The sequence below is a fragment of the Rhizobium sp. Leaf341 genome (assembly GCF_001424325.1).
In the GTDB taxonomy this organism is placed as follows: Bacteria; Pseudomonadota; Alphaproteobacteria; order Rhizobiales; family Rhizobiaceae; genus Ferranicluibacter.
Map to the genome: position 1 here is coordinate 219,200 of NZ_LMPE01000015.1, position 20,851 is coordinate 240,050.

19 protein-coding genes are annotated in these 20,851 nt (G+C 65.6%); 9 read left to right on the forward strand and 10 right to left on the reverse strand.

Features of this window, described 5'->3' with window-relative positions; all coding sequences use genetic code 11:
- Positions 1–199: 199 nt before the first annotated feature.
- From ASG03_RS15885 to ASG03_RS15900, 4 genes are all read right to left on the reverse strand, one after another.
- Entirely contained in the window at positions 200–583 is a 384-nt protein-coding gene (locus tag ASG03_RS15885) for a phasin family protein (protein WP_062473817.1), read from the reverse strand.
- 182 nt (positions 584–765) lie between these two features.
- A complete protein-coding gene (locus tag ASG03_RS15890) occupies positions 766–969 on the reverse strand; it encodes a DUF3126 family protein (RefSeq protein WP_062473820.1) in 204 nt (67 codons plus the stop codon).
- 156 nt (positions 970–1,125) lie between these two features.
- Positions 1,126–1,965 carry a serine O-acetyltransferase gene (gene cysE, locus ASG03_RS15895; RefSeq protein ID WP_062694462.1) on the reverse strand — a complete coding sequence of 280 codons (840 nt, stop codon included), beginning with the start codon at positions 1,963–1,965 and terminating at the stop codon, positions 1,126–1,128.
- Positions 1,966–2,289: 324 nt separating this feature from the next.
- Positions 2,290–3,069, reverse strand: a complete 780-nt coding sequence (locus ASG03_RS15900; RefSeq protein WP_062473824.1) for an alpha/beta fold hydrolase — start codon at positions 3,067–3,069, stop codon at positions 2,290–2,292.
- 283 nt (positions 3,070–3,352) lie between these two features.
- Between ASG03_RS15900 and ASG03_RS15905 the strand changes: the two genes are divergently transcribed.
- Positions 3,353–3,598 carry a zinc-finger domain-containing protein gene (locus tag ASG03_RS15905; RefSeq protein ID WP_062473826.1) on the forward strand — a complete coding sequence of 82 codons (246 nt, stop codon included), beginning with the start codon at positions 3,353–3,355 and terminating at the stop codon, positions 3,596–3,598.
- Positions 3,599–3,613: 15 nt separating this feature from the next.
- Positions 3,614–4,894 carry an FAD-dependent monooxygenase gene (locus tag ASG03_RS15910; protein WP_082475804.1) on the forward strand — a complete coding sequence of 427 codons (1,281 nt, stop codon included), beginning with the start codon at positions 3,614–3,616 and terminating at the stop codon, positions 4,892–4,894.
- Here the strand turns inward: ASG03_RS15910 and ASG03_RS15915 are convergent.
- Positions 4,891–6,087, reverse strand: a complete 1,197-nt coding sequence (locus ASG03_RS15915) for a cystathionine beta-lyase (RefSeq protein WP_062694464.1) — start codon at positions 6,085–6,087, stop codon at positions 4,891–4,893. The two genes, ASG03_RS15910 and ASG03_RS15915, sit on opposite strands and share 4 nt — an antisense overlap.
- A 404-nt stretch (positions 6,088–6,491) precedes the next feature.
- On the opposite strand from ASG03_RS15915, the gene ASG03_RS15920 reads away from it, so the two are divergent.
- From ASG03_RS15920 to ASG03_RS22155, 5 genes are all read left to right on the forward strand, one after another.
- A complete protein-coding gene (locus tag ASG03_RS15920; protein WP_062473830.1) occupies positions 6,492–7,520 on the forward strand; it encodes an amino acid ABC transporter substrate-binding protein in 1,029 nt (342 codons plus the stop codon).
- Positions 7,521–7,625: 105 nt separating this feature from the next.
- The gene (locus tag ASG03_RS15925) at positions 7,626–8,837 is read left to right on the forward strand and encodes an amino acid ABC transporter permease (protein WP_062473832.1); all 1,212 of its coding nucleotides are present in this window, start codon (positions 7,626–7,628) and stop codon (positions 8,835–8,837) included.
- Position 8,838: 1 nt separating this feature from the next.
- Positions 8,839–9,993: an amino acid ABC transporter permease gene (locus ASG03_RS15930; protein WP_062694466.1), complete on the forward strand. Its 1,155-nt coding sequence runs from the start codon at positions 8,839–8,841 to the stop codon at positions 9,991–9,993.
- 15 nt (positions 9,994–10,008) lie between these two features.
- Entirely contained in the window at positions 10,009–10,779 is a 771-nt protein-coding gene (locus ASG03_RS15935) for an amino acid ABC transporter ATP-binding protein (protein ID WP_062473835.1), read from the forward strand.
- Between the two features lie 257 nt (positions 10,780–11,036).
- The gene (locus tag ASG03_RS22155; RefSeq protein WP_062694468.1) at positions 11,037–13,283 is read left to right on the forward strand and encodes a M10 family metallopeptidase; all 2,247 of its coding nucleotides are present in this window, start codon (positions 11,037–11,039) and stop codon (positions 13,281–13,283) included.
- Between the two features lie 84 nt (positions 13,284–13,367).
- Here the strand turns inward: ASG03_RS22155 and ASG03_RS15945 are convergent, their stop codons facing one another.
- The 5 genes from ASG03_RS15945 to cysG all read right to left on the reverse strand — a co-directional run bounded on the left by ASG03_RS15945 (position 13,368) and on the right by cysG (position 18,685).
- Positions 13,368–14,180, reverse strand: a complete 813-nt coding sequence (locus ASG03_RS15945; RefSeq protein ID WP_062473839.1) for a ferredoxin--NADP reductase — start codon at positions 14,178–14,180, stop codon at positions 13,368–13,370.
- A gap of 217 nt (positions 14,181–14,397) precedes the next feature.
- Positions 14,398–14,940, reverse strand: a complete 543-nt coding sequence (locus ASG03_RS15950) for a DUF934 domain-containing protein (RefSeq protein ID WP_062473841.1) — start codon at positions 14,938–14,940, stop codon at positions 14,398–14,400.
- Position 14,941: 1 nt separating this feature from the next.
- Positions 14,942–16,615, reverse strand: coding sequence for a nitrite/sulfite reductase (locus ASG03_RS15955; protein WP_062694470.1), 1,674 nt, complete (start codon positions 16,613–16,615; stop codon positions 14,942–14,944).
- Between the two features lie 253 nt (positions 16,616–16,868).
- The gene (locus ASG03_RS15960) at positions 16,869–17,180 is read right to left on the reverse strand and encodes a DUF2849 domain-containing protein (RefSeq protein ID WP_062473845.1); all 312 of its coding nucleotides are present in this window, start codon (positions 17,178–17,180) and stop codon (positions 16,869–16,871) included.
- A 2-nt stretch (positions 17,181–17,182) separates the two neighbouring features.
- Positions 17,183–18,685 (reverse strand): siroheme synthase CysG, encoded by a 1,503-nt coding sequence (cysG, locus tag ASG03_RS15965; RefSeq protein WP_062694472.1) that lies wholly within the window; start codon positions 18,683–18,685, stop codon positions 17,183–17,185.
- 223 nt (positions 18,686–18,908) lie between these two features.
- Here cysG and ASG03_RS15970 point away from each other — a divergent pair, with 223 nt between their 5' ends.
- Complete coding sequence (locus ASG03_RS15970) at positions 18,909–19,496, forward strand: nucleoside deaminase (protein ID WP_062694474.1); 588 nt, start codon at positions 18,909–18,911, stop codon at positions 19,494–19,496.
- Positions 19,497–19,630: 134 nt separating this feature from the next.
- A complete protein-coding gene (gene mazG, locus ASG03_RS15975; RefSeq protein ID WP_062695236.1) occupies positions 19,631–20,470 on the forward strand; it encodes a nucleoside triphosphate pyrophosphohydrolase in 840 nt (279 codons plus the stop codon).
- Positions 20,471–20,851: the final 381 nt, after the last annotated feature.

The following is a 20,851-nucleotide window of genomic DNA, read 5'->3' on the forward strand; positions in this document are numbered from 1 at the left end:
AAGCGGGGGCAACAAGCAGGTGCAGCGCCTCGGGGACGCAGGATTGTCTCGGATATAGGGATGCGAACGCACGAAAAAACCGGCAGCGGTTGCCCGCAGCCGGTTTTCTTTGTTGGAAGGCCTGCGCCCCCGTCTCATGGCAGATCGCGGGTCACAGGTCGGGCGATGCCGATCGCGGATCCGTGATCCCCGGACGGGATCAGGCGGCGGCGGACTTCGCGGCCGAGGCAGCGGCCTTGGTTGCCGTCTGCACCGCGTTGGCGGCCTGCGCCATCGGCGCTTCGTAGGACTTGTAGCTGTCCTTGGCGAGATCGGTGACCATGGTCCCGATCTTCGTGGCTTCCGAGACATAGCCTTCGTAGGAGGACTTCAGGAACGAGGTCTGCAGTTCGACGACCGCCTCGATGCTGCGCACGCCGGTCAGCTTCTGCATGTGCGCGACGCTGTCCTCGAAGCTCTTCTTGGAATAGTCGGCCGCTTCCATGGCAATCGCCTGGAAACCCTTGGTCATCGCGACATAGCTCTTGGTCATCGTGTCCAGAGCGTCCTTGCCGGCAAAACCCGTATCGGAAAAGGTGAACATGGCATTCCTCCAAATGTTTTTCGATGGGATCATCTTAGTTGCAGTGCACAAGAAAGTCAAGATTGACGCGTGCAGTGCAACATGAGGATGCTCTTCCGGCAGCGGCTCAGACGAAAAAGCCCGGCGGGCAGAAGCCGGCCGGGCAAGAACTCTAACAATCCCAGATGGTTGAGGGAAAATCCTCAGAGATCGATGTCGAGGATCGCCATGGAGAAGCTGAACGACAGTTCTCCGTCTTCCTCATCGCGGAACACCACCCCGAGGAACTCGTCGCCGAGATAGACCTCGGCGGACTCGTCCTTCTTCGGACGCGCCTTGACGACGATCTGCGGATTGAAAATGCGCTTGAAGTAGGCTTCGAGTTTCTTGATGTCTTCAGGCTTCAAGTCGTGTCTCCTAGCAATTGGACGCGCGGCGCTTCTCTCATGAAGCCGCAAGACCTGTAAACCCTGCACGAGGCAAGCCGTTCCAACCGCGGCACTCTGTCCACGCCCGCGCGGCATCATCCGGATCCCGCCGTCGCGAACGCGGGAACCGCAGCCTCAGATCTCGAAGCTCTGCAGCACCTGGTCCATCGAGCGGGACGGTTCCGAGCAGCCGGCCTCGCCGACCACCCGTGCCGGGACGCCGGCCACCGTCACCTTCGGCGGGACGGGCTTCAGCACGACCGAGCCGGCCGCCACGCGCGAGCAGTGCCCGACATGGATGTTGCCGAGGATCTTGGCGCCCGCGCCGATCAGCACGCCGTTTCCGATCTTCGGATGCCGGTCGCTGCCTTCCTTGCCGGTGCCGCCCAGCGTCACGCCGTGCAGGATCGAGACGTTGTCGCCGATGACGGCGGTCTCGCCGACCACGAGGCCCGTCGCATGGTCGAGAAAGATGCCCTTGCCGATCCGGGCACCCGGGTTGATATCGGTCTGGAACACGGAGGAGGAGCGGCTCTGCAGGTAGAGCGCGAGGTCGCGCCGCCCGCGCAGGAGCAGCCAGTGCGCCAGCCGGTGGGTCTGGATCGCGTGAAAGCCCTTGAAATAGAGGATGACTTCCATGAAGCGGGTGCAGGCAGGATCGCGGTCATAGACCGCCTGGATGTCGACGCGCAGGATGCTCGCCCAGTCCGGCCAGTCCGCCGCCATGTCGAGAAAGGCCTGCCGCAGCAGGCTGGCATCGAGATCCGCGTGGTCGAGACGCTGCCCGATTCGGTGGATCACGCTTTCTTCGAGCGAACGCTGGTTGATGATGGTGGAATAGAGGAACGCCGCCAGCATCGGCTCCTGCTGCGCGGCATGGCGTGCCTCGTCCTGCAGGCTGTCCCAGATCGGGTCCATCGTCTTGACGGTCTCGTTCGCGCGCATGTCCATGATCATGTCAGTCCTGGCGACCATGTCGCACTCCTTCACGGCCGCTCTTGCCTGCGGCCGGTTCTCCGGATCCGCGGGGGCCTCCCGGCAGGCCAAGCCTTCCCGAAGACAACTAGCCTTCCCGAAGACCGTGGGAAGACCGCCGGCGTTTCCAAGCATCGTCCCTTCACAATAGGGCACTTCCGCTCAAGTTTAAATGGGGGGTCCCGGCCTTCTTGGCCCGGACCCGTCGCAAGCCGTCACCGAGCCCTCGTCCGAGAGCCCTATCAGGCCATGATGAGACGCCTGTGACAGGCGTTTCGCGTCCCGCATCGTCCCCCTATCGTCCCCGCATCGTCCCCCCGCCGCTCAGGCGTTCTCGGCCAGGAAAGCCAGCACCGCCTTCTTGAACACGCGATCGCCGACGGCAAGCATGTGGTCGCGGTTGGGAATGTCGATGGCGACCGCGCGGGGCATCAGGTCGGCGAGCGCCTGCCCCGAGCCGGCAATGTCGTCCTTCGTCCCCACGCCGATCAGCGTCGGCACGTCGATCCGGGCCATCTCCGCCTCGGTCAGAAGCGCACGCGACGTGGCGATGCAGGCGGCAAGGGCTTGCCGGTCGCTCTTCGTCTGGTCGGCGAACATGCGGAACATCCGGCCGCGCTCATGGGCGACGTCGTCGAGCGACGGTGCAAGCAGGGCGTCGGCGATCGGGTCCCAGTCGCCGACGCCGGTCACCATGCCGATCCCGAGGCCGCCGAGCACCAGCGTGCGCACGCGCTCGGGTGCCTCCAGCGCCAGGAAGGCCGAGATCCGCGCGCCCATGGAGTAGCCCATGACATGTGCCGTCTCGAGCCCGAGATGCGTCAGCAGCGCGCGCGCATCGCCGGCCATGTCGGTCGGGTGATAGAGCGCCGGATCGGTCGGCTTGCTGCTGGCGCCATGGCCGCGATTGTCGAGCGCGATCACCCGGTAGCCGGCATCCCCCAGCGTCTTCAGCCAGCCGGGAAACACCCAGTTGACGCTGGCGGACGAGGCGAAGCCGTGGATGAGCAGGACCGGCGCGCCGTCCGGATCGCCCGCATCGAAGAAGGCGATGTCGAGGCCCTGGTGGCGAAAGCTGGAGTACGGCGGCGGCGACAGATCCATCTCGGCGGTTCCCTGGATGTTGGTCCGTCTCCCTTACTGCCCGCCGCGGCGCGGAAAAACCCCGTGCGACGCAAAAAACGCGTTTGGCCCGCGCCAATCGTCTACCTTTTTGCGGGGAACCGGCCTAATGTCCGCGCCGACACCGCGCGTGCCGACCGCAAAGGGCGAGGCGCTGCGGGCAGACCAGACAGACGATCCGGGCGGTCGACGCGATCCAGGCGATCGACACGAACCAGACGAATTAGACGAACCAGACGAACCAGACGAAAGAGTGGAGAACGACATGGCCGGGCACGGTATTCCTCATTTCCAGAACGACGGCGGTCACGCGGTGATCGAGGTCGGCGTCAAGGAATTCATGTGCACGGGCGCCTCCGTGCCCTACGACCATCCGCATATCTATCTCGACATGGGCGACGACAACGAGAAGGTCTGCTCCTACTGCTCGACGCTCTTCCGCTTCAATGGGGCTCTAAAGATGGACGAGACCCGGCCGACCGGCTGCCTGTTCCAGACGAAGGCGGCCTGATCCGGTCCCGGCGGGATGCCGCCTCCCGGCTTTGCACCCGGCTCCGGCCTTCCGCCTGCGTCCGGCGCTTCGGCGCATGACGCCCTGCCTGCCCCGCCCGCCGACGCACGCGCGCGCCTGACGATTGCGGTCGTCGGGGCCGGACTTGCCGGCCTCACGGCGGCGCTGGCGCTCGCCGCAAAGGGCATAGCGGTCGATATCCTGGAGCGCGCGCCGCGACTGGACGAGGTCGGCGCCGGCCTCCAGCTATCCCCGAACGCGACGCGCATCCTCGGCGCGCTCGGCGTGACCGGGGCGCTTTCCCCCCTCTGGTTCGAACCGGCGGAGATCCGCCTCGTCGACGGCCGCACGCTGGCCACGCTGGCCACCGTGCCCGCCGGGGATTTCGCCCGGATGCGTTGGGGTGCGCCCTACGCCGTGGTGGCCCGGGCCGACCTGCAGCGCGCGCTCGCCGACGCGGTCTCTGCTCATCCCCTCTGCCGGTTGCATCTCGGCACGGCCGTCACCGACGCCTCTCCGGCCGACATCGCACGGCACACGGGCCAGCAGCCCGATCTCGTCGTCGGGGCCGACGGCATCCGCTCCAAGGTGCGCGCCGCGATGGGCCTCTCCCCGGCCCGCTTCTCCGGCAACATCGCCTGGCGGCTCGCGGTCCCGCCCGGGGCGCCCGTGCCGTACCCGTTCGACCCGACCGTCGTCACCGCCTTTCTCGGCCGCAGGGCGCATCTCGTCGCCTATCCCATGGGCGCGGCCGGCGGCCTCAACCTCGTCGCCATCGGCAGCGGCCGCGCCGAGCAGGACGGAGGCGACGTCGTCGTCCGCAAGGCCGTGTCCGATCTGCTCACGGGCTGGAACCACGCCTTTGGCGCGGCGCTTCCGCGGGCGGAGCCGCTCGGCCGCTGGCCCCTTTACGAGATCGTCGCGGGCTCCGGCCGGCCGGCCGGATGGCACGACGACCTCCGTGTCCTGATCGGTGATGCCGCCCATGCCATGATGCCGTTTTCGGCCCAGGGCGCTGCGATGGCCATCGAGGATGCCGCCGCGCTGGCAGAGGCCCTCGCACCGATCCTGTCCGGCGCGAAAGACATGAGGACCGCGCTCGACAGCTTCGTCGCGGAGCGCAGCCTTCGCGTCGAGAAGGTCCGCGCCCGCGGCGCGTTCAACCGCTTCGCCTACCACGCCTCCGGCCCGGTTCGCCTCGGACGCAACCTCGTCCTGTCGCTGCGCTCGCCGGAACGTCTGGCCGAGGACTTCGACTGGCTCTACGCCCATCGCGCCGCCGGGCGGACGCCCTAGCCGCTGACGGACGCCGCCGCCGTGAACCCGGCCTCGAGATCGCGCCGCAGGTCCGGCACGTCCTCAAGCCCGATCTGCAGCCGGATCACCGGCCCTTCCGCAGGCTGCTTGCAGATCGTCCGGTCCGAGAGGCCGACCACGAGCGCGAGGCTTTCATAGCCGCCCCAGGAATAGCCGAGCCCGAACAGCGACAGCGCATCGAGAAACGCGTGCGCGCGCATCTTTGCCTGTGCGGGATCGGGAGCTTTCAGCACGAAGGAGAAGATCCCGCTCGCACCGGTGAAGTCGCGCTTCCACAGATCATGGCCCGGAAAGCTCGGCAGCGCCGGATGCAGCACCCGCGCCACATCCTCGTGCTCCTCCAGCCAGCGGGCGAGATTGAGCGCGCTTTCCTGATGCCGCTCCAGCCGCACGCCCATCGTCCGCAGGCCGCGGAGAATCTGGTAGCTATCGTCCGGCGAGCCGCAGATGCCGAGCGTGATGGTCGCCTCGTGCAGCTGCTCCCAGTGCCGCGCATTGGCCGACACCGTGCCCATCAGAATATCCGAATGCCCGCTCGGATATTTCGTCGCCGCATGGATCGAGATATCGACGCCGTGATCGAGGGGCTTGAAGTAGAGCGGCGTCGCCCAGGTATTGTCCATGGTGACGATGCAGTCCTGCCGGTGCGCAGCACGGGCGATGGCGCCGATATCCTGCATCTCGAACGTGTTGGAGCCCGGCGCTTCCGTGTGCACCAGCCGCGTGTTCGGCCGCATCAGCGCCGCGATGCCGGCGCCGATGGCGGGATCGTAATATTCGACCTCCACGCCCATCCGCTTCAGCATCGTGTCGCAGAAGTGCCGCGTCGGGAAATAGACGCTGTCGACGATCAGCGCATGATCGCCGGCGGAGAGAAAGGCGAGGAACGGCACAGTGACGGCGGCAAGCCCGCTCGGCACGAGGATCGTTCCCGCCGATCCCTCCAGCGCGTCGATCGCCGCGCAGAGCGCATCCGTCGTCGGCGTGCCGCGGGTGCCGTAGGTGTATTTCTGGGCGCGCGTCTCCATCGTCCGCGCATCGGGAAACAGGACGGTGGACGCCCGCACGATCGGCGGATTGACGAAGCCGTGATAGTCCGAGGGCGCGTTGCCCGTATGCGCCAGCCGCGTATTCACGCCTGCACCTGCCAGAAAATCGTCCCTGTTGCTCATCTCACATTCCTGTCCTGTCTCGCTGAACCCGTCTCGGCACCCGACCCCGCCTCCGGGTGTCGCGTCTCTCGACCTGCCGTCCGCAACGCGCATCGGGCTTCTTGTCGGTCGGCTTCGCGCTGCAGGTCAAGCCCGCATCGTCGAAACAACGACGCGTGCCGAGGGGGTCTGCCTCATTTTTCGCCAGCACTTTGCATGGACCAGCCGTATCCGTCGATAAAATGAGCAGACCCGTCGATAATGTTGAAACGGCCTAGAAATTCGGCAACGTGACTTGACCCGTCCGACTTTTACGAATGAGATAGCCCCACTCGCGCCAGGAGGGTGGCGGGGGCGCTTCTTCCGGCCGGCCGTGATCGGCCGCAGGGATGAAGGCGACAGAAAACAGAAAAAGGGTCTAAAGAATGGCAACAAGAATTCTCCCGATCGTGATCGGCGCCGCTGTCCTGGGCTTTGGCGCCCACGCAGCCTCCGCCGGAACGCTCGATGACGTGAAGGCCAAGGGCTTCGTGCAGTGCGGCGTGAACGGTTCCAACCTCGCGGGCTTCGGTGCCCAGGACTCTTCCGGCAACTGGACCGGCCTCGACGCCGACCTCTGCAAGGGCGTTGCCGCTGCCGTCTTCGGCGACGCGACCAAGGTCAAGTTTACGCCCCTCTCCGCCAAGGACCGCTTCCCGGCCCTGCAGTCGGGCGAAATCGACATGCTCGCCCGCAACACCACCTGGAGCGCCAGCCGCGACAGCCAGCTCGGCTTCGACTTCCGCGCCATCAACTACTATGACGGCCAGGGCTTCATGGTGAAGAAGGAACTCGGCGTGAAGTCGGCCCTGGAGCTCAACGGCGCGTCCGTCTGCGTCCAGTCGGGCACCACCACCGAGCTCAACCTCGCCGACTACTTCCGCGCCAACAAGATGGAGTTCAAGCCCGTCGTGTTCGAAGCGCAGGACGAAGCCGACGCCGCCTACAATGCCGGCCGTTGCGACGTCTACACGACGGACCAGTCGGGCCTCTATTCGATCCGCCTGAAGATGGCGAACCCCGACGATCACGTCGTGCTTCCGGAAATCATCTCCAAGGAGCCGCTCGGACCGGCCGTTCGCCAGAACGATTCCAAGTGGTTCGACGTGGTGTCCTTCACGCATTACGCCATGGTGACGGCGGAAGAGTTCGGCATCACCCAGGCCAATGTCGAGGAGATGAAGAAGTCGGAAAACCCCGACATCAAGCGCTTCCTCGGTGAAGAAGCCAACAACACGATCGGCGCCGATCTCGGCCTGCCCAACGACTGGGCCGTCCAGATCATCAAGGCCGTCGGCAATTACGGCGAAGTGTTCGAGCGCAATGTCGGCACGGGCTCCCCGCTCAAGATCGAGCGCGGCCTGAACGCCCTGTGGAACAAGGGCGGCCTGCAGTACGCACCGCCGATCCGCTAAACCACACGCACAGAAGCGGCGGACCGGCTCTCCAGGGGTCCGGCCCGCCGCTTCCTCAACGTCTTGAACACCCGGAAAAAAGGGTGACCGACAGGGGACAGGTGAATGGCTGCAAACGACGTCCGCACCGGGGGCGGCGAACATCGACCGTCGGTGTCGCTGATCTACAATCCGGCTTTCCGAAGCATTCTCTTCCAGATCGCAACCGTGCTCGTCGTCGGCGGCGCGGCCTATTACGCGGCCCACAACGTCGCGGCGAACCTTGCGCGCAACGGCATGTCCACGGGCTTCGGCTTCCTCAACAGCCGCGCCGGCTTCGACATCGGCCAGACGCTGATCGCCTATTCGCCGGACTCGATCTATTTCCGCGCCCTGCAGGTCGGCCTTCTCAACACCCTGCTCGTCGCCTTCTGGGGCATCATCACGGCCACGATCGTCGGCCTGCTCGTCGGCATCGGCCGCCTGTCCAAGAACTGGCTCATCGCCAAGCTCTGCACCGTCTATGTCGAGGTCTTCCGCAACATCCCGCCGTTGCTCGTCATCTTCTTTTGGTATCTCGGCGTGCTCGCCCTTTTGCCCAACGTCCGCACCATCTTTCAGCATGTGAAGGACAATCCGGACGCCTTCTTCTTCGTCAGCAACCGCGGCATCTATTTCCCGGCGCCCGTTCCCGGCGAAGGGTTCGTCTATGTCGCCGCGGCCTTCGTGCTCGGCATCCTGGCCGCCATCGCCTTCACGCGCTGGGCCGGCGCCCACCAGCTGAAGACCGGCAATCGCCCGCCCGTCCTCCTCGTCAATCTCGCGCTGATCATCGCGCTGCCGCTTGTCGTCTTCCTGGCGCTCGGCATGCCGCTGACGCTCGATTATCCCATTCCCGGCTCGTTCAATATGCGCGGCGGCATGGTCGTCGGGCCGGAGTTCCTGTCGCTCTATCTCTCGCTCTCGTTCTACACGGCGGCCTTCATCGCCGAGATCGTGCGCGCCGGCATCCGTGGCGTCGCCTCCGGCCAGACCGAGGCGTCCTATGCGCTCGGCCTGCGCTCCGGCCTTGCCACGCGCCTCGTCGTCCTTCCCCAGGCCATGCGGATCATCATCCCGCCGCTGACCTCGCAGTACCTCAACCTCATCAAGAACTCCTCGCTCGCCGTCGCCGTCGGCTTCTACGATCTCGTGGCGGTCGGCAACACGATCCTCAACCAGACGGGCCGCTCGATCGAGATCATCTCGATCTGGATGCTGGTCTATGTCTCGATCAGCCTGATCACCTCGGTGTTCATGAACTGGTTCAACGCCCGCGTGGCACTGGTGGAGCGCTGATATGGCCGCTGAGATCGCCTACGTCCGCCGCGACGTCCTCCCGCAGGAAAAGCCGCCGAGCTCCGACACCTCCGCGTTCGGCTGGCTGCGCAAGAACCTGTTCGCCACCCCGACCGACAGCATCCTGTCGCTCGTCGCCCTGCTAGCCGTGGTCTGGTACCTGCCCGGCGCGCTCAACTGGCTGTTCGTGCAGGCCGTCTGGACCGGCGCCGACCGCTCGGTCTGCACCACCACCGTGCAGGGCGGCATCCAGCCCGACGGCTGGAGCGGCGCCTGCTGGGCCTATGTCAACGACCGCTTCGTGCAGTTCATGTTCGGCTCCTATCCGCGCACGGAACTCTGGCGGCCGCTGACGGTGCTCGCCATCGCCATCGCGCTCCTCGTGCCTTTCCTGATGCCCAAGGCACCGCGCAAGGGGCTGAATGCGATCCTGCTCCTGATCGTCATGCCGGCCATCGCCTATATCCTGCTGCTCGGCGGCTGGTTCGGCCTGCCCTATGTGGAGACGTCGCTCTGGGGCGGGCTGATGGTCACGCTCATCCTGTCCTTCGTCGGCATCGCCGTCTCGCTGCCGCTCGGCATCCTGCTCGCGCTCGGACGCCGCTCGGAGATGCCGATCATCAAGACGGCCTGCGTCTTCTTCATCGAGCTCATCCGCGGCGTGCCGCTGATCACCGTGCTGTTCATGGCCAGCGTGCTCCTGCCGCTGTTCCTGCCGCCCGGCACCAATTTCGACAAGTTCCTGCGCGCGCTCGTCGGGGTGTCCATCTTTGCCGCCGCCTACATGGCGGAGGTCATCCGCGGCGGGCTCCAGGCCATTCCGAAGGGCCAGTACGAAGCGGCCGACGCGCTCGGCCTCAACTACGCCTACAAGACGACCTTCATCATCCTGCCGCAGGCGATCAAGCTGGTCATTCCCGGCATCGTCAACACCTTCATCGGCCTCTTCAAGGATACCTCGCTCGTCACCATCATCTCGATGTACGACCTGCTCGGCATCGTGAAGGCCAGCTTCGGCGACAGCGGCTGGAGCACGCCGGTGACCCCCTTGACGGGCCTCATCTTTGCCGGTTTCGTCTTCTGGATCTTCTGCTTCGGCATGTCACGCTATTCCGCCTTCGTCGAGCGCCGCCTCGACACCGGCCACAAACGATAACACGAGGGATTGACCATGGCTGAAGCCGCCCAGAAATTGACCGTTTCGTCCACCGATGTCGCCATCGAGATCGTGGCCATGAACAAGTGGTACGGGGATTTCCACGTCCTGCGCGACATCAACCTGAAGGTGATGCGCGGCGAGCGCATCGTCATCGCCGGCCCGTCGGGGTCCGGCAAGTCGACGATGATCCGCTGCATCAACCGGCTGGAAGAACACCAGAAGGGCACGATCGTCGTCGACGGCATCGAGCTCACCAACGACCTGAAGAAGATCGACGAGGTTCGCCGCGAAGTCGGCATGGTGTTCCAGCACTTCAACCTCTTCCCGCACCTGACGATTCTCGAAAACTGCACCCTCGCCCCCATCTGGGTGCGCAAGATGCCGAAGAAGCAGGCCGAGGAGATCGCGATGCACTATCTGCAGCGGGTCAAGATCCCCGAGCAGGCCAACAAGTATCCGGGCCAGCTCTCGGGCGGCCAGCAGCAGCGCGTCGCCATCGCCCGCGCCTTGTGCATGAAGCCGAAGATCCTGCTGTTCGACGAGCCGACCTCGGCGCTCGATCCGGAAATGGTCAAGGAAGTGCTCGACACCATGGTGAGCCTTGCCGAAGAAGGCATGACCATGCTCTGCGTCACCCACGAGATGGGCTTTGCCCGCCAGGTCGCCAACCGCGTCATCTTCATGGACCAGGGCCAGATCGTCGAGCAGAACGCACCGGCCGAGTTCTTCGACAATCCCCAGCACGAGCGCACCAAGCTCTTCCTCAGCCAGATCCTGCACTAGCGCACGTCGCCCGACGCCGCAGATCGCAGCACGACACCCCCGAAACCTCCGGCGAACGCCCGTTCGCCGGAGGTTTTTTTCGTGCGGGATCCTGCGTCGATGCGCCTTTGCAAACGGTCGGAAGAGACGTCTTTAACCCCGTTTTAGACCCTGCCTTGACCGCCGATTGCGACGCGATATACCGCTTGTCAAGAAAGTTATGGTGGACTTGAGGATACCTGGAGCCGCCTCTCCCTCTTCCCGCAAGGCATCGTGCTATGACCGGATCCTTTACCGCCTCCCGAACCTTCGCGAAAACGGGCAATGCGCTCGTGGACGGGTTGATCTCCGGCAATGCATGGAACGCGGCGACGCTGACCTATGCCTTCCCCACCTCGACCACGGCCTACGGTTATACGAGCGGCGTCTACGAGAACGTCGCTCCGGTCTCGCAGGCGCAGCAGAAGGCAGCGCTGTTCTTCCTGGAGCAATCCTATGGCCCGGCCGCCAATGACGGCTTTTCGGTCGAAGGCTTCACCCTGCTGAAACTGTCGGCGGGTACCGCAACCAACGCCACGCTGCGCTTTGCCGAATCGTCGACGGCCAATCCCACCGCCTATGCCTTCTATCCCGGCACCTACGAAGAAGCCGGCGACCTCTGGTTCGGCACGGAATATGCCGGTACGCCGTTCGATTACCGGACGGCGAAGATCGGCACCTATGCCTGGCACACGATCGGGCATGAGCTCGGCCATGCCCTCGGCCTGAAACACGGCCACGAGAGCGTTGCGCTGCCCACCGCCTATGACAGCGTCGAGTTCAGCATCATGACCTACCGGGCCTATGTCGGCGCCCCGCTGACCGGCTACAGCTACGGTCTCAACGATGCGCCGCAAAGCTTCATGTCGCTCGATATCGCCGCCCTTCAGGCAATGTACGGTGCCGACTACACGGTCATGAAGGGCGATACCGTCTATCGCTGGACGCCGGGCAGCGGCAACACCATCATCGACGGCACGGTCGCCATCGCGCCCGGGGCCAACACGATCTTCGCCACGATCTGGGATGGCGGCGGCACGGATACGTTCGATCTCTCCGCCTACAAGACCGGCCTGTCGATCGACCTGCAACCGGGCAAGTTCTCGCTCTTCAGCGCCGATCAGGCCGCCGACCTCGGCGGTGGCCCGAACAATGGCCATGCCCGCGGCAACATCTTCAATGCGCTGCTCTACAAGAACAACACGGCGTCGCTGATCGAGAACGTGCTCGGCGGTTCCGGCAACGACCGGATCGTCGGCAACCAGGTCGCAAACACCCTCACCGGCAATGCCGGCAACGACAAGCTCTATGGCCTTGCCGGCGACGACAGTCTCCTCGGCGGCCTCGGGGCGGATACGCTCGACGGCGGCAGCGGCTCGGATACGGCCTCCTACGAGGATGCCACGGCCGGCGTCCTCGCCAGCCTGATCAAGCCTTCGGTGAACAAGGGCTTTGCCGCCGGCGATCTCTACGTCTCGATCGAGAATCTCACGGGATCGGCCTATGCCGACAATCTGGTCGGCAATCTCGACGCCAATGTGCTCAAGGGCGGCGGCGGCAATGACAGCCTGTCGGGCGATGGCGGCAACGATCGGCTGATCGGCGGGGCTGGCGCCGACAGGCTGAACGGCGGCAGCGGCCGCGATACCGCGTCCTACGAGGACGCGACCGCCGGGCTGAAGGCCAGTCTGCTGAAGGCCGCGCTCAACACGGGCTTTGCCGCAGGCGACGTCTACAGCTCCATCGAGAACCTCACCGGCTCGGCCTTCGACGATACGCTCACCGGCGACGCTGCCGCGAACACGCTGCGCGGGGGCGCGGGCAACGACATTCTGTCGGGAGACAGCGGCAACGACATCCTCATCGGCGGGGCCGGCGCGGACAAGCTCTATGGCGGCGAGGGCAACGATGTGGCCTCCTACGAGGATGCCACCGCCGGCGTGATCGCCAATCTCGGCAAGGCCTCCGTCAACACGGGCTTTGCGGCGGGCGACACCTACGCCTCGATATCCGGCCTGATCGGATCGTCATACGACGACCAGTTGACGGGTGACGGTGGCACCAACGTCCTCATCGGCGGCAACGGTCGCGACGTCCTGAACGGCGGCAACGGCAATGATCGCCTCGTCGGCGGCGCGGGCCTCGACACGCTGACGGGCGGCGCCGGCGCGGATACGTTCGTCTATGCGACGACGCAGGAGTCCGGCCCTGCCTCGACCGCGCGCGACCTCATCACCGATTTCTCCGGCGCGGCGGGCGACCGGATCGACGTGTCGGGCATCGATGCCAACATCGTCATCGGCGGCGTCCAGCATTTCAGCCTCATCGGCGGCGACGCCTTCTCCAAGACCGCGGGACAGCTGCGCTACGTCACCCTGTCGGCCTCGTCCTTCGTCTACGGCGACACGAACGGCGATGGCGTCGCCGATTTCACGATCGCCTTCGACGATGCCGTGGCCTTCCGCTCGGAATTCTTCATCGTCTGAACGAAAAAGGCCGGAGGGACGACGCCCCCCGGCCTTTCAACAAGCGCTTTCGACAAAAACAGCCTTCCGACAAAAAGCAAAAGCCTAGCCGACGAAGGCCCGCTCAATCACGAATTCGCCCGGCTTGTTGTTGGCGCCTTCGCTCAATCCGGCCTCTTCGAGCAGCAGCTTCGTCTCCTTCAGCATCTCGGTCGAGCCGCAGATCATGCCCCGGTCGATCGCCGGATCGAAGGCGGGCACGCCGAGATCGGCAAACAGCTTGCCGTTGCGGATGAGGTCGGTGATGCGGCCGCGGAAGGGATAGTCCTCGCGCGTGGCCGTCGCATAGTGCCGGAGCTTCGTGCCGACGACGTCGGCCAGGAACTCGTGGTTGCGGATCTCCTCGACCAGGTCGAAGCCGTATTTCAGCTCCGCCACATCGCGCGTCGTATGGGTCAGGATGACCTCGTCGAATTTTTCATAGGTTTCGGGATCGCGGATCAGGCTTGCGAAGGGCGCAATGCCGGTGCCGGTCGAAAACATGTAGAGCCGCTTGCCGGGCGTCAGGGCGTCGAGCACCAGCGTGCCCGTCGGCTTCTTGCGCATCAGCACCTGGTCGCCGGGCTGGATGGCCTGGAGATGCGAGGTCAGCGGACCGTCCGGCACCTTGATCGAGAAGAACTCCAGTTCCTCGTCCCACGACGGGCTCGCGATCGAATAGGCGCGATAGATCGGCTTGCCGTCGACCATCAGGCCGATCATGGCGAACTCGCCGGAGCGGAAGCGGAAGGCCGCGGGCCGCGTCATGCGGAAACGGAACAGCCTGTCGGTATAGTGCGTGACGCTGGTCACGGTCTCGGCAAACACGCCGGCCGGTACGGTCGCGGCGAAATCCTCGGTCTTGGCCGGAGCATTCATCTGTGCGTCTCATCCTCATGGGTGCGGGTGGAGCCGAAGCTCATGAAAGGAGCGGGCGAAAGGCTGACGACGCCTCTCAGGTTTTCATGCGCGGAATATTCCATCGCAGCCGGCAAGGAAAGCAATTCCGTTTCAAAATTTCCGCACCTGTGAGATTGGCGCGCGCAAGCCGTGACCGTCGCCGGCAGGTCTCCCAGCCTTAAGCGGACGACCGGGCTTACGAAACCCGGCGCCAGCTGTAGGAGCCCGCGGCGGCCGCGGGCTTGGCCGTCGGCTGGTAATGGTTGTCGATGCCCGGCAGGCGCCCTTCCCCCAGCCGCTTCAGCGCCGTGGCATTGGTCACGGCAAAGCTGTCGATGCCACAGCGCAGCATCAGCGGCACCTGGTCGATCAGGACGTCGCCGACCGCGCGGATCTCGCCGTGAAACTTGAGCCGCGACCGCAGCAGCGAGGCATGGCTGAACGCCCGTCCGTCGTTGAAGGCCGGAAAGGCGACCGCGACGAGCGCGATATGGTCGAGATAGGGCTGCAGCCGCGCCACATCGTCGGCGGGGTTGATCAGCACGCCGAGCCCGGTCTCGCCGGCCTCCGCTTTCTCGATGAAGGCGGTCAACCCGTGGATCGCCCGCTCGTTGGAGCCGGCGGCGCGCAGCCCTGCCGGATGATCCGCCGCCTGCGTTTCCGCAGCCTGCGTCTCCGCCGTTTCCAACACCCAGGGATCGTCGGTCACGAAGCCGGTGGTCTTCCAGATCTGCGTCATCTCAGGCGGCTTCCTGTTCTTTGGCGCCGTACAGCGCGTCCTTGAAGGGCTGCGGACCCACGCGGCGATAGGCGGCGAGGAAGGTCTCCTCTTTGGAAAGCCGCAGGCCGAGATAGGTGTCGACGATCGTCTCCACCGCGTCCGTGACCTTTTCCGGCTCGAAACCGCGGCCGATGATCTCGCCGATCGAGGTCGTCTCGTCGCCGGAACCGCCGAGCGTGATCTGGTAAAGCTCCGCGCCCTTCTTCTCCACCCCGAGAAGGCCGATATGGCCGACATGATGGTGGCCGCAGGCATTGATGCAGCCGGAGATCTTGATCTTCAGCTCGCCGATATCGGCCTGCCGCTCGGGATCGCCAAAGCGCGTCGAAATCTCCTGCGCCACCGGAATGGAGCGGGCATTGGCGAGCGCGCAATAGTCGAGCCCGGGACAGGCGATGATGTCGGTGATCAGCCCGGCATTCGCGGTTGCGAGCCCCGTCGCCACCAGCCCGCGATAGACCGCTTCGAGGTCGGCCAGCGCCACATGCGGCAGGATGATGTTCTGCTCGTGGCTGATGCGGATCTCGTCGAAGGCGTAGTCCTCGGCGATGGCGGCCACGGCCTCCATCTGCACGTCGGTCGCGTCGCCCGGAATGCCGCCGATCGGCTTCAGCGAGATCGTCACCATGCCGTAGTCGGGGTTCTTGTGCGGTGCCACGTTCTGCTGCACCCAGCGGGCGAAGTCCGGATCAGCCTTCTTCCAGCTGGCCAGATTCGCCCAGCCCTCGGGCCGCTCGGCCAGGGCGGGCGGCGCGAAATAGGCGGAAATCGCCGCGATGTCGGCGTCGGGCAGCTTCAGCTCGGTGTTCTTCAGCTGCAGGAATTCCTGCTCCACCTGGCCGGCCAGCACCTCCGCGCCGGTCTCGTGCACAAGGATCTTGATCCGCGCCTTGTACTTGTTGTCGCGGCGGCCGTGCAGATTGTACACGCGCATGATGGCCGTGGTGTAGGAGAGCAGGTCTTCCTCCGGCAGGAAATCGCGGATCTTCTTGGCGATCATCGGCGTGCGCCCCTGCCCGCCGCCGACATAGACCGCAAAGCCGATGCGGCCCTGGTCGTCCTTCTTCAGGTGCAGCCCGATATCGTGCACCTGGATGGCGGCGCGGTCGCGCTCGGCACCCGTCACGGCGATCTTGAACTTGCGCGGCAGGAACGAGAATTCCGGATGCACCGACGACCATTGCCGCAGGATCTCGGCATAGGGCCGCGGATCGGCCACCTCGTCGGCGGCCGCACCGGCAAAGTGATCGGCCGTCACGTTGCGGATGCAGTTGCCCGAGGTCTGGATCGCATGCATCTCGACGCTGGCGAGATCGGCCAGGATGTCCGGCGTCTCGGAGAGGGCCGGCCAGTTGTACTGGATGTTCTGGCGCGTGGTGAAATGCCCGTAGCCACGATCATAGGTGCGCGCGATATGCGCCAGCATCCGCATCTGCCGGCCGTTCAGCGTGCCATAGGGAATGGCGACGCGCAGCATATAGGCGTGCAGCTGCAGGTAGACGCCGTTCATCAGCCGCAGCGGCTTGAACGCATCTTCGGCAAGCTCGCCCGAAAGGCGCCGCTCCACCTGGTCGCGAAACTGCGCCACCCGGGCAGACACGAAAGCATGGTCGAATTCATCGTAGCGATACATCGTTTGTCTTTTCCTTGAAGCCCGACCGTCGAGCCGTCGTCTCGTGCCAGCACGCCGGACGGGCACCGCCGGGCGCCGATCGTCCGGGTTTTCACCCTGGCAAGGATCGCGCCGGCTGCCTTCCGCTGCGCCATCCCGTCAACCGGAACCAACCCTTAAAACAGATCCGCCCCCGGATAAAGCAAGGCGGCGCTGTTTCCCTGCGCGTCTCTTACCTGCGCATCTCTTTCCTGCGCATCTCGTACCAGTGCGTCTAGGCCGCGCCCACCTGGTGCAGGCCCTTGTAGCCCGGCGCATAGTCCATCGTCGGCCCTTCCGCGCGGATCCGCTCGCGCAGGCGCGAGGGACGCAGCACGCCGTCGATCTCCACGACCTCGATCACGTTGACGTCGACGACCTTGTTGTCGGCAAAGGCGGCCTTGCCCGCGGCTTCCAGCGCTGCCACCGCCTCGGCATGACGGGCGATGAAGGCATCCTGCAGGCTCTCGCCCCAGTTGCCGGACGCGTCCAGCCAGACGGAAATGCCGTCCTCCAGTCGGTTGGCCGTCAGGACCTTGTCAGTCATCGTCATGCTCCTTGCCCGTGATATCGCACGTCATTCTGGTCTTGCCGCTGCGCACCGTCTTTCCGCGCACCGTCTTTCCGCGGACCGTCTTGCGGCCTGTCGGAGGTCCGCCCGAGAGACAGCGGCTCGGACCGCTCGAAATTGGCGCCGGCCACGGCGTCCCCGATGATCACCATCACCGGGCCGTCGAGATCGTCGCGGGTCTCCAGCCCCGGCAGTTCGCCGAGCGTGCCGTGCAGCAGCCGCCGATCGGCGCGGCTCGCATTTTCGACGACCGCCACCGTCGTGTCCCGGTGCAGCCCGGCGGCGATCAGCCGCGCGGCAACCGAGGCGGCGACCGTGCGCCCCATATAGACGGAGATCGTCGCACCGGACACGGCGAGCCGGGCCCAATCGGGCAGCACGTCGCCGGCAAGATCGTGGCCCGTCGTGAAGATCAGCGACGAGGCGACACCGCGCAGCGTCAGCGGCAGTTCGAAATCCGCAGCCGCGGCAAAGGCGGAGGTGATGCCCGGCACGATCTCGTAGCCGATGCCGGCCTCCCGCAGCGCTGCCATCTCCTCGCCCGCCCGTCCATAGACCAGCGGATCGCCGGATTTTAGCCGCACGACGCGCTTGCCCTCGCGGCCGAGCCGCACCAGGAGCGCGTTGATCTCGTCCTGTGATTTCGAATGGCAGCCCTTGCGTTTTCCCACCGACAGCCGCTCGGCATCGCGCCGGCCCATGTCGACGATCGCCTGCGGCACCAGCGCGTCGTAGACGAGCACGTCCGCTTCCATCATCACGCGCTGGGCGCGCAGCGTCAGAAGATCCTCGGCCCCCGGCCCCGCACCGACGAGATAGACGCGGCCCTCGACCGCGCTGCCCGCCTTCAGGAGCCGCGTCGCCTCGCGCCGCGCCGCCGAAACGTCGTTGGCGGCCACATGCGCGGCAACCCCACCGGTGAAGAACCGCTTCCAGAACTGGCGGCGCGGTGCACCGCGCGGCAAAAGCTTCTCGGCCGCGATCCGGTAGGACTGCGCCAGCGCCGCAAGGCTGCCGAGCGACGGCTGCAGCAACTGGTCGATCTGCGCGCGAATCATCTGGGCAAGGATCGGCCCTGCCCCTTCCGTGCCGATCGCCACGGCGACAGGCGCCCGGTTGACGAGCGCCGGCGTCAGGAAATCGCAATATTCCGGCTGGTCCACCGCATTGGCGGGAATGCGCGCCGCCCGCGCCGCAGCCACGATCCGCCGGTCGTCTGCCGCATCGCCCGTCGCGGCGAACACGAGAACGGCCCCCTCGACCTGACCGGCATCAAACGGCGCAACCACGCGCGTGATGCCCTTGTCGGCCAGGAACCGCGCATACTCCGGCTCCGCATCATCGGCATAGGCGATGATGCGCGCCTGCGTGTTCAGAAGCAGGCGAACCTTGGCATAGGCCTCGTCGCCATTGCCGAACACCGCCACGCATTTCTGCGCAACGCGAAAAAAGGCCGGAAATACGGTCAGCTGTTCGCTCATGACGATGGGGGATCTATCCTTTCAGGGTTGACTAGGTATCGCCCATCCTAGCGGCAAACTGAAGAAACAGGAATCCGCAGGCCGGAGACCTTGCGTATTCTTTTCCTCATGGGGACGGCAATCGGAGCAAATGTGACCCGACCCGGCGGCGGTGCATTGCGCGCCGGCCGCAATGCCCGCTAGATACGGTCTGCACAACAGCCGCCCAGAAGGACCGTGCCCGATGTCCACCGATCCGCTCGCCGAACGCCTCCTCTCCGTGATCGAGAGCGACATCCTGCCGCTGACGGAACAGGGCGTTGCCGCCGGCAACAAGGTCTTCGGCGCGGCCATCCTGCGCAAGTCCGACCTCTCCCTCGTCGTCGCCGAGACCAACAACGAGACCGAAAATCCGCTCTGGCACGGGGAAGTCCACACGCTGAAGCGCTTCTACGAGCTTCAGCCCGGCCTCGACACGAAGGACCTCATCTTCCTCTCCACCCACGAGCCCTGCTCCATGTGCCTCTCGGCCATCACCTGGGCAGGCTTCGACAATTTCTATTACTTCTTCAGCCACGAGGACAGTCGCGACAGTTTCGCCATCCCCCACGACCTCGTCATCCTGAAGGAGGTCTTCCGGCTCGAGCCCGGCGGCTATGCCCGCCAGAACGCCTTCTGGCGCTCGGCCGCCATCGCCGACCTCATCGCGACGGCCGAGGACGCCGATCGCCCCGTGCTGGAAGCCGCCGACGCCCGCATCCGCCGCCGCTACCAGGACCTCTCGAACGCCTACCAGTCCGGCAAGTCCGGCAACGCCATCCCGCTCGCCTGAGGCGTTCCGCGGCACTCCTGAGCCCGGCGTCGCCGGGCAATGCCGCGCGTTCCTCTGCTCGCCGTCCTGCCCTTACGTTTCTCTCATTGCCTTCTGCCCAAACCGACACGGACATCCCCTTCATGACCGATCCGATCCAGCCCTCGCGCGACATCGCGCAGCTCCTCGACATCATGTCCGCCCTGCGCGCGCCGGAGACCGGCTGTCCCTGGGACATCGTCCAGACGTTCGAGACCATCAAGCCCTACACGATCGAGGAAGCCTACGAGGTCGCCGATGCGATCGAGCGCGCCGATATGGACGATCTCTGCGAGGAGCTCGGCGATCTTCTTCTGCAGGTGGTCTTCCATGCCCGCATGGCCGAGGAAGCCGGCGCGTTCGATTTCGGCAACGTGGTCGAGGCGGTCACCGCGAAAATGATCCGCCGCCATCCCCACGTCTTCGCCCGCTCCGCGGCCGACACGCCCGACGCCGTGAAGATCCAGTGGGATACGATCAAGCAGGCGGAAAAAGCCGAGCGCCGCGCCCGCCGCCTGCGCCGTGGGCTCGCCGACGATGCGACCGGCTTCCTCGACGGCGTCCAGCGCCACCAGCCGGCACTCAGCGAAGCCCTGAAACTCCAGCAGCGCGCCGCAAAGGTCGGTTTCGACTGGGCGGAGCCCGCGCCCATCCTCGACAAGATCGAGGAGGAAATTGGCGAACTGCGCGAAGCGCTCCACAGCGGCGATCGGTCGAAGGTCGCGGACGAACTCGGCGACCTTGTCTTCGCCCTCGTCAACCTCGGCCGCCACACCGGCACCGATCCCGAAATGGCGCTCCGCGGCACCAACACCAAATTCCGCCGCCGCTTCCGCCACATCGAGACGGAACTTCAGACATCGGGCGAAACGCTGGAAGCCGCAACCCTCGACCGCATGGAAGCCCTCTGGCAGGACGCAAAGGCCATCGAACGGGCGCTGGCGGGACCCGCCTAGCCCGGCGAACCGTCACGGTCCGCGACCGCCCCTCATCCGCCTGCCGGCACCTTCTCCCCGCTTGCGGGGCGAAGGAACCCGAGGCACCGCCCCAGCCGCACATCAACCCGCTGCGCAGGCCACGTCCCCTCGCCCCGCAGGCGGGGAGAGGGTTAGGGTGAGGGGCAACCGAGGCGTCCGACCCAGCCGAATGCTCGCCCTGACAACCTGAGCGGCATCGCCCCAAACGCCCCTCATCCGCCTGCCGGCACCTTCTCCCCGCTTGCGGGGCGAAGGGACTCGAGGCACCGTCCCGGCCTCACATCGCCCCGGCGCGCAAGCCACGTCCCCTCGCCCCGCAGGCGGGGAGAGGGTTAGGGTGAGGGGCAACCCCAACCACAA

What these genes read in the sequence shown, in the direction of transcription:
- ASG03_RS15885 (WP_062473817.1), bottom strand. Translation starts at nt 583, where the DNA reads ATGTTCACCTTTTCCGATACGGGTTTTGCCGGCAAGGACGCTCTGGAC.
- cysE (WP_062694462.1), bottom strand. Translation starts at nt 1,965, where the DNA reads ATGGTCGCCAGGACTGACATGATCATGGACATGCGCGCGAACGAGACC.
- ASG03_RS15900 (WP_062473824.1), bottom strand. Translation starts at nt 3,069, where the DNA reads ATGGATCTGTCGCCGCCGCCGTACTCCAGCTTTCGCCACCAGGGCCTC.
- ASG03_RS15905 (WP_062473826.1), top strand. Translation starts at nt 3,353, where the DNA reads ATGGCCGGGCACGGTATTCCTCATTTCCAGAACGACGGCGGTCACGCG.
- ASG03_RS15910 (WP_082475804.1), top strand. Translation starts at nt 3,614, where the DNA reads ATGCCGCCTCCCGGCTTTGCACCCGGCTCCGGCCTTCCGCCTGCGTCC.
- ASG03_RS15915 (WP_062694464.1), bottom strand. Translation starts at nt 6,087, where the DNA reads ATGAGCAACAGGGACGATTTTCTGGCAGGTGCAGGCGTGAATACGCGG.
- ASG03_RS15920 (WP_062473830.1), top strand. Translation starts at nt 6,492, where the DNA reads ATGGCAACAAGAATTCTCCCGATCGTGATCGGCGCCGCTGTCCTGGGC.
- ASG03_RS15925 (WP_062473832.1), top strand. Translation starts at nt 7,626, where the DNA reads ATGGCTGCAAACGACGTCCGCACCGGGGGCGGCGAACATCGACCGTCG.
- ASG03_RS15930 (WP_062694466.1), top strand. Translation starts at nt 8,839, where the DNA reads ATGGCCGCTGAGATCGCCTACGTCCGCCGCGACGTCCTCCCGCAGGAA.
- ASG03_RS15935 (WP_062473835.1), top strand. Translation starts at nt 10,009, where the DNA reads ATGGCTGAAGCCGCCCAGAAATTGACCGTTTCGTCCACCGATGTCGCC.
- ASG03_RS22155 (WP_062694468.1), top strand. Translation starts at nt 11,037, where the DNA reads ATGACCGGATCCTTTACCGCCTCCCGAACCTTCGCGAAAACGGGCAAT.
- ASG03_RS15945 (WP_062473839.1), bottom strand. Translation starts at nt 14,180, where the DNA reads ATGAATGCTCCGGCCAAGACCGAGGATTTCGCCGCGACCGTACCGGCC.
- ASG03_RS15950 (WP_062473841.1), bottom strand. Translation starts at nt 14,940, where the DNA reads ATGACGCAGATCTGGAAGACCACCGGCTTCGTGACCGACGATCCCTGG.
- ASG03_RS15955 (WP_062694470.1), bottom strand. Translation starts at nt 16,615, where the DNA reads ATGTATCGCTACGATGAATTCGACCATGCTTTCGTGTCTGCCCGGGTG.
- ASG03_RS15960 (WP_062473845.1), bottom strand. Translation starts at nt 17,180, where the DNA reads ATGACTGACAAGGTCCTGACGGCCAACCGACTGGAGGACGGCATTTCC.
- cysG (WP_062694472.1), bottom strand. Translation starts at nt 18,685, where the DNA reads ATGAGCGAACAGCTGACCGTATTTCCGGCCTTTTTTCGCGTTGCGCAG.
- ASG03_RS15970 (WP_062694474.1), top strand. Translation starts at nt 18,909, where the DNA reads ATGTCCACCGATCCGCTCGCCGAACGCCTCCTCTCCGTGATCGAGAGC.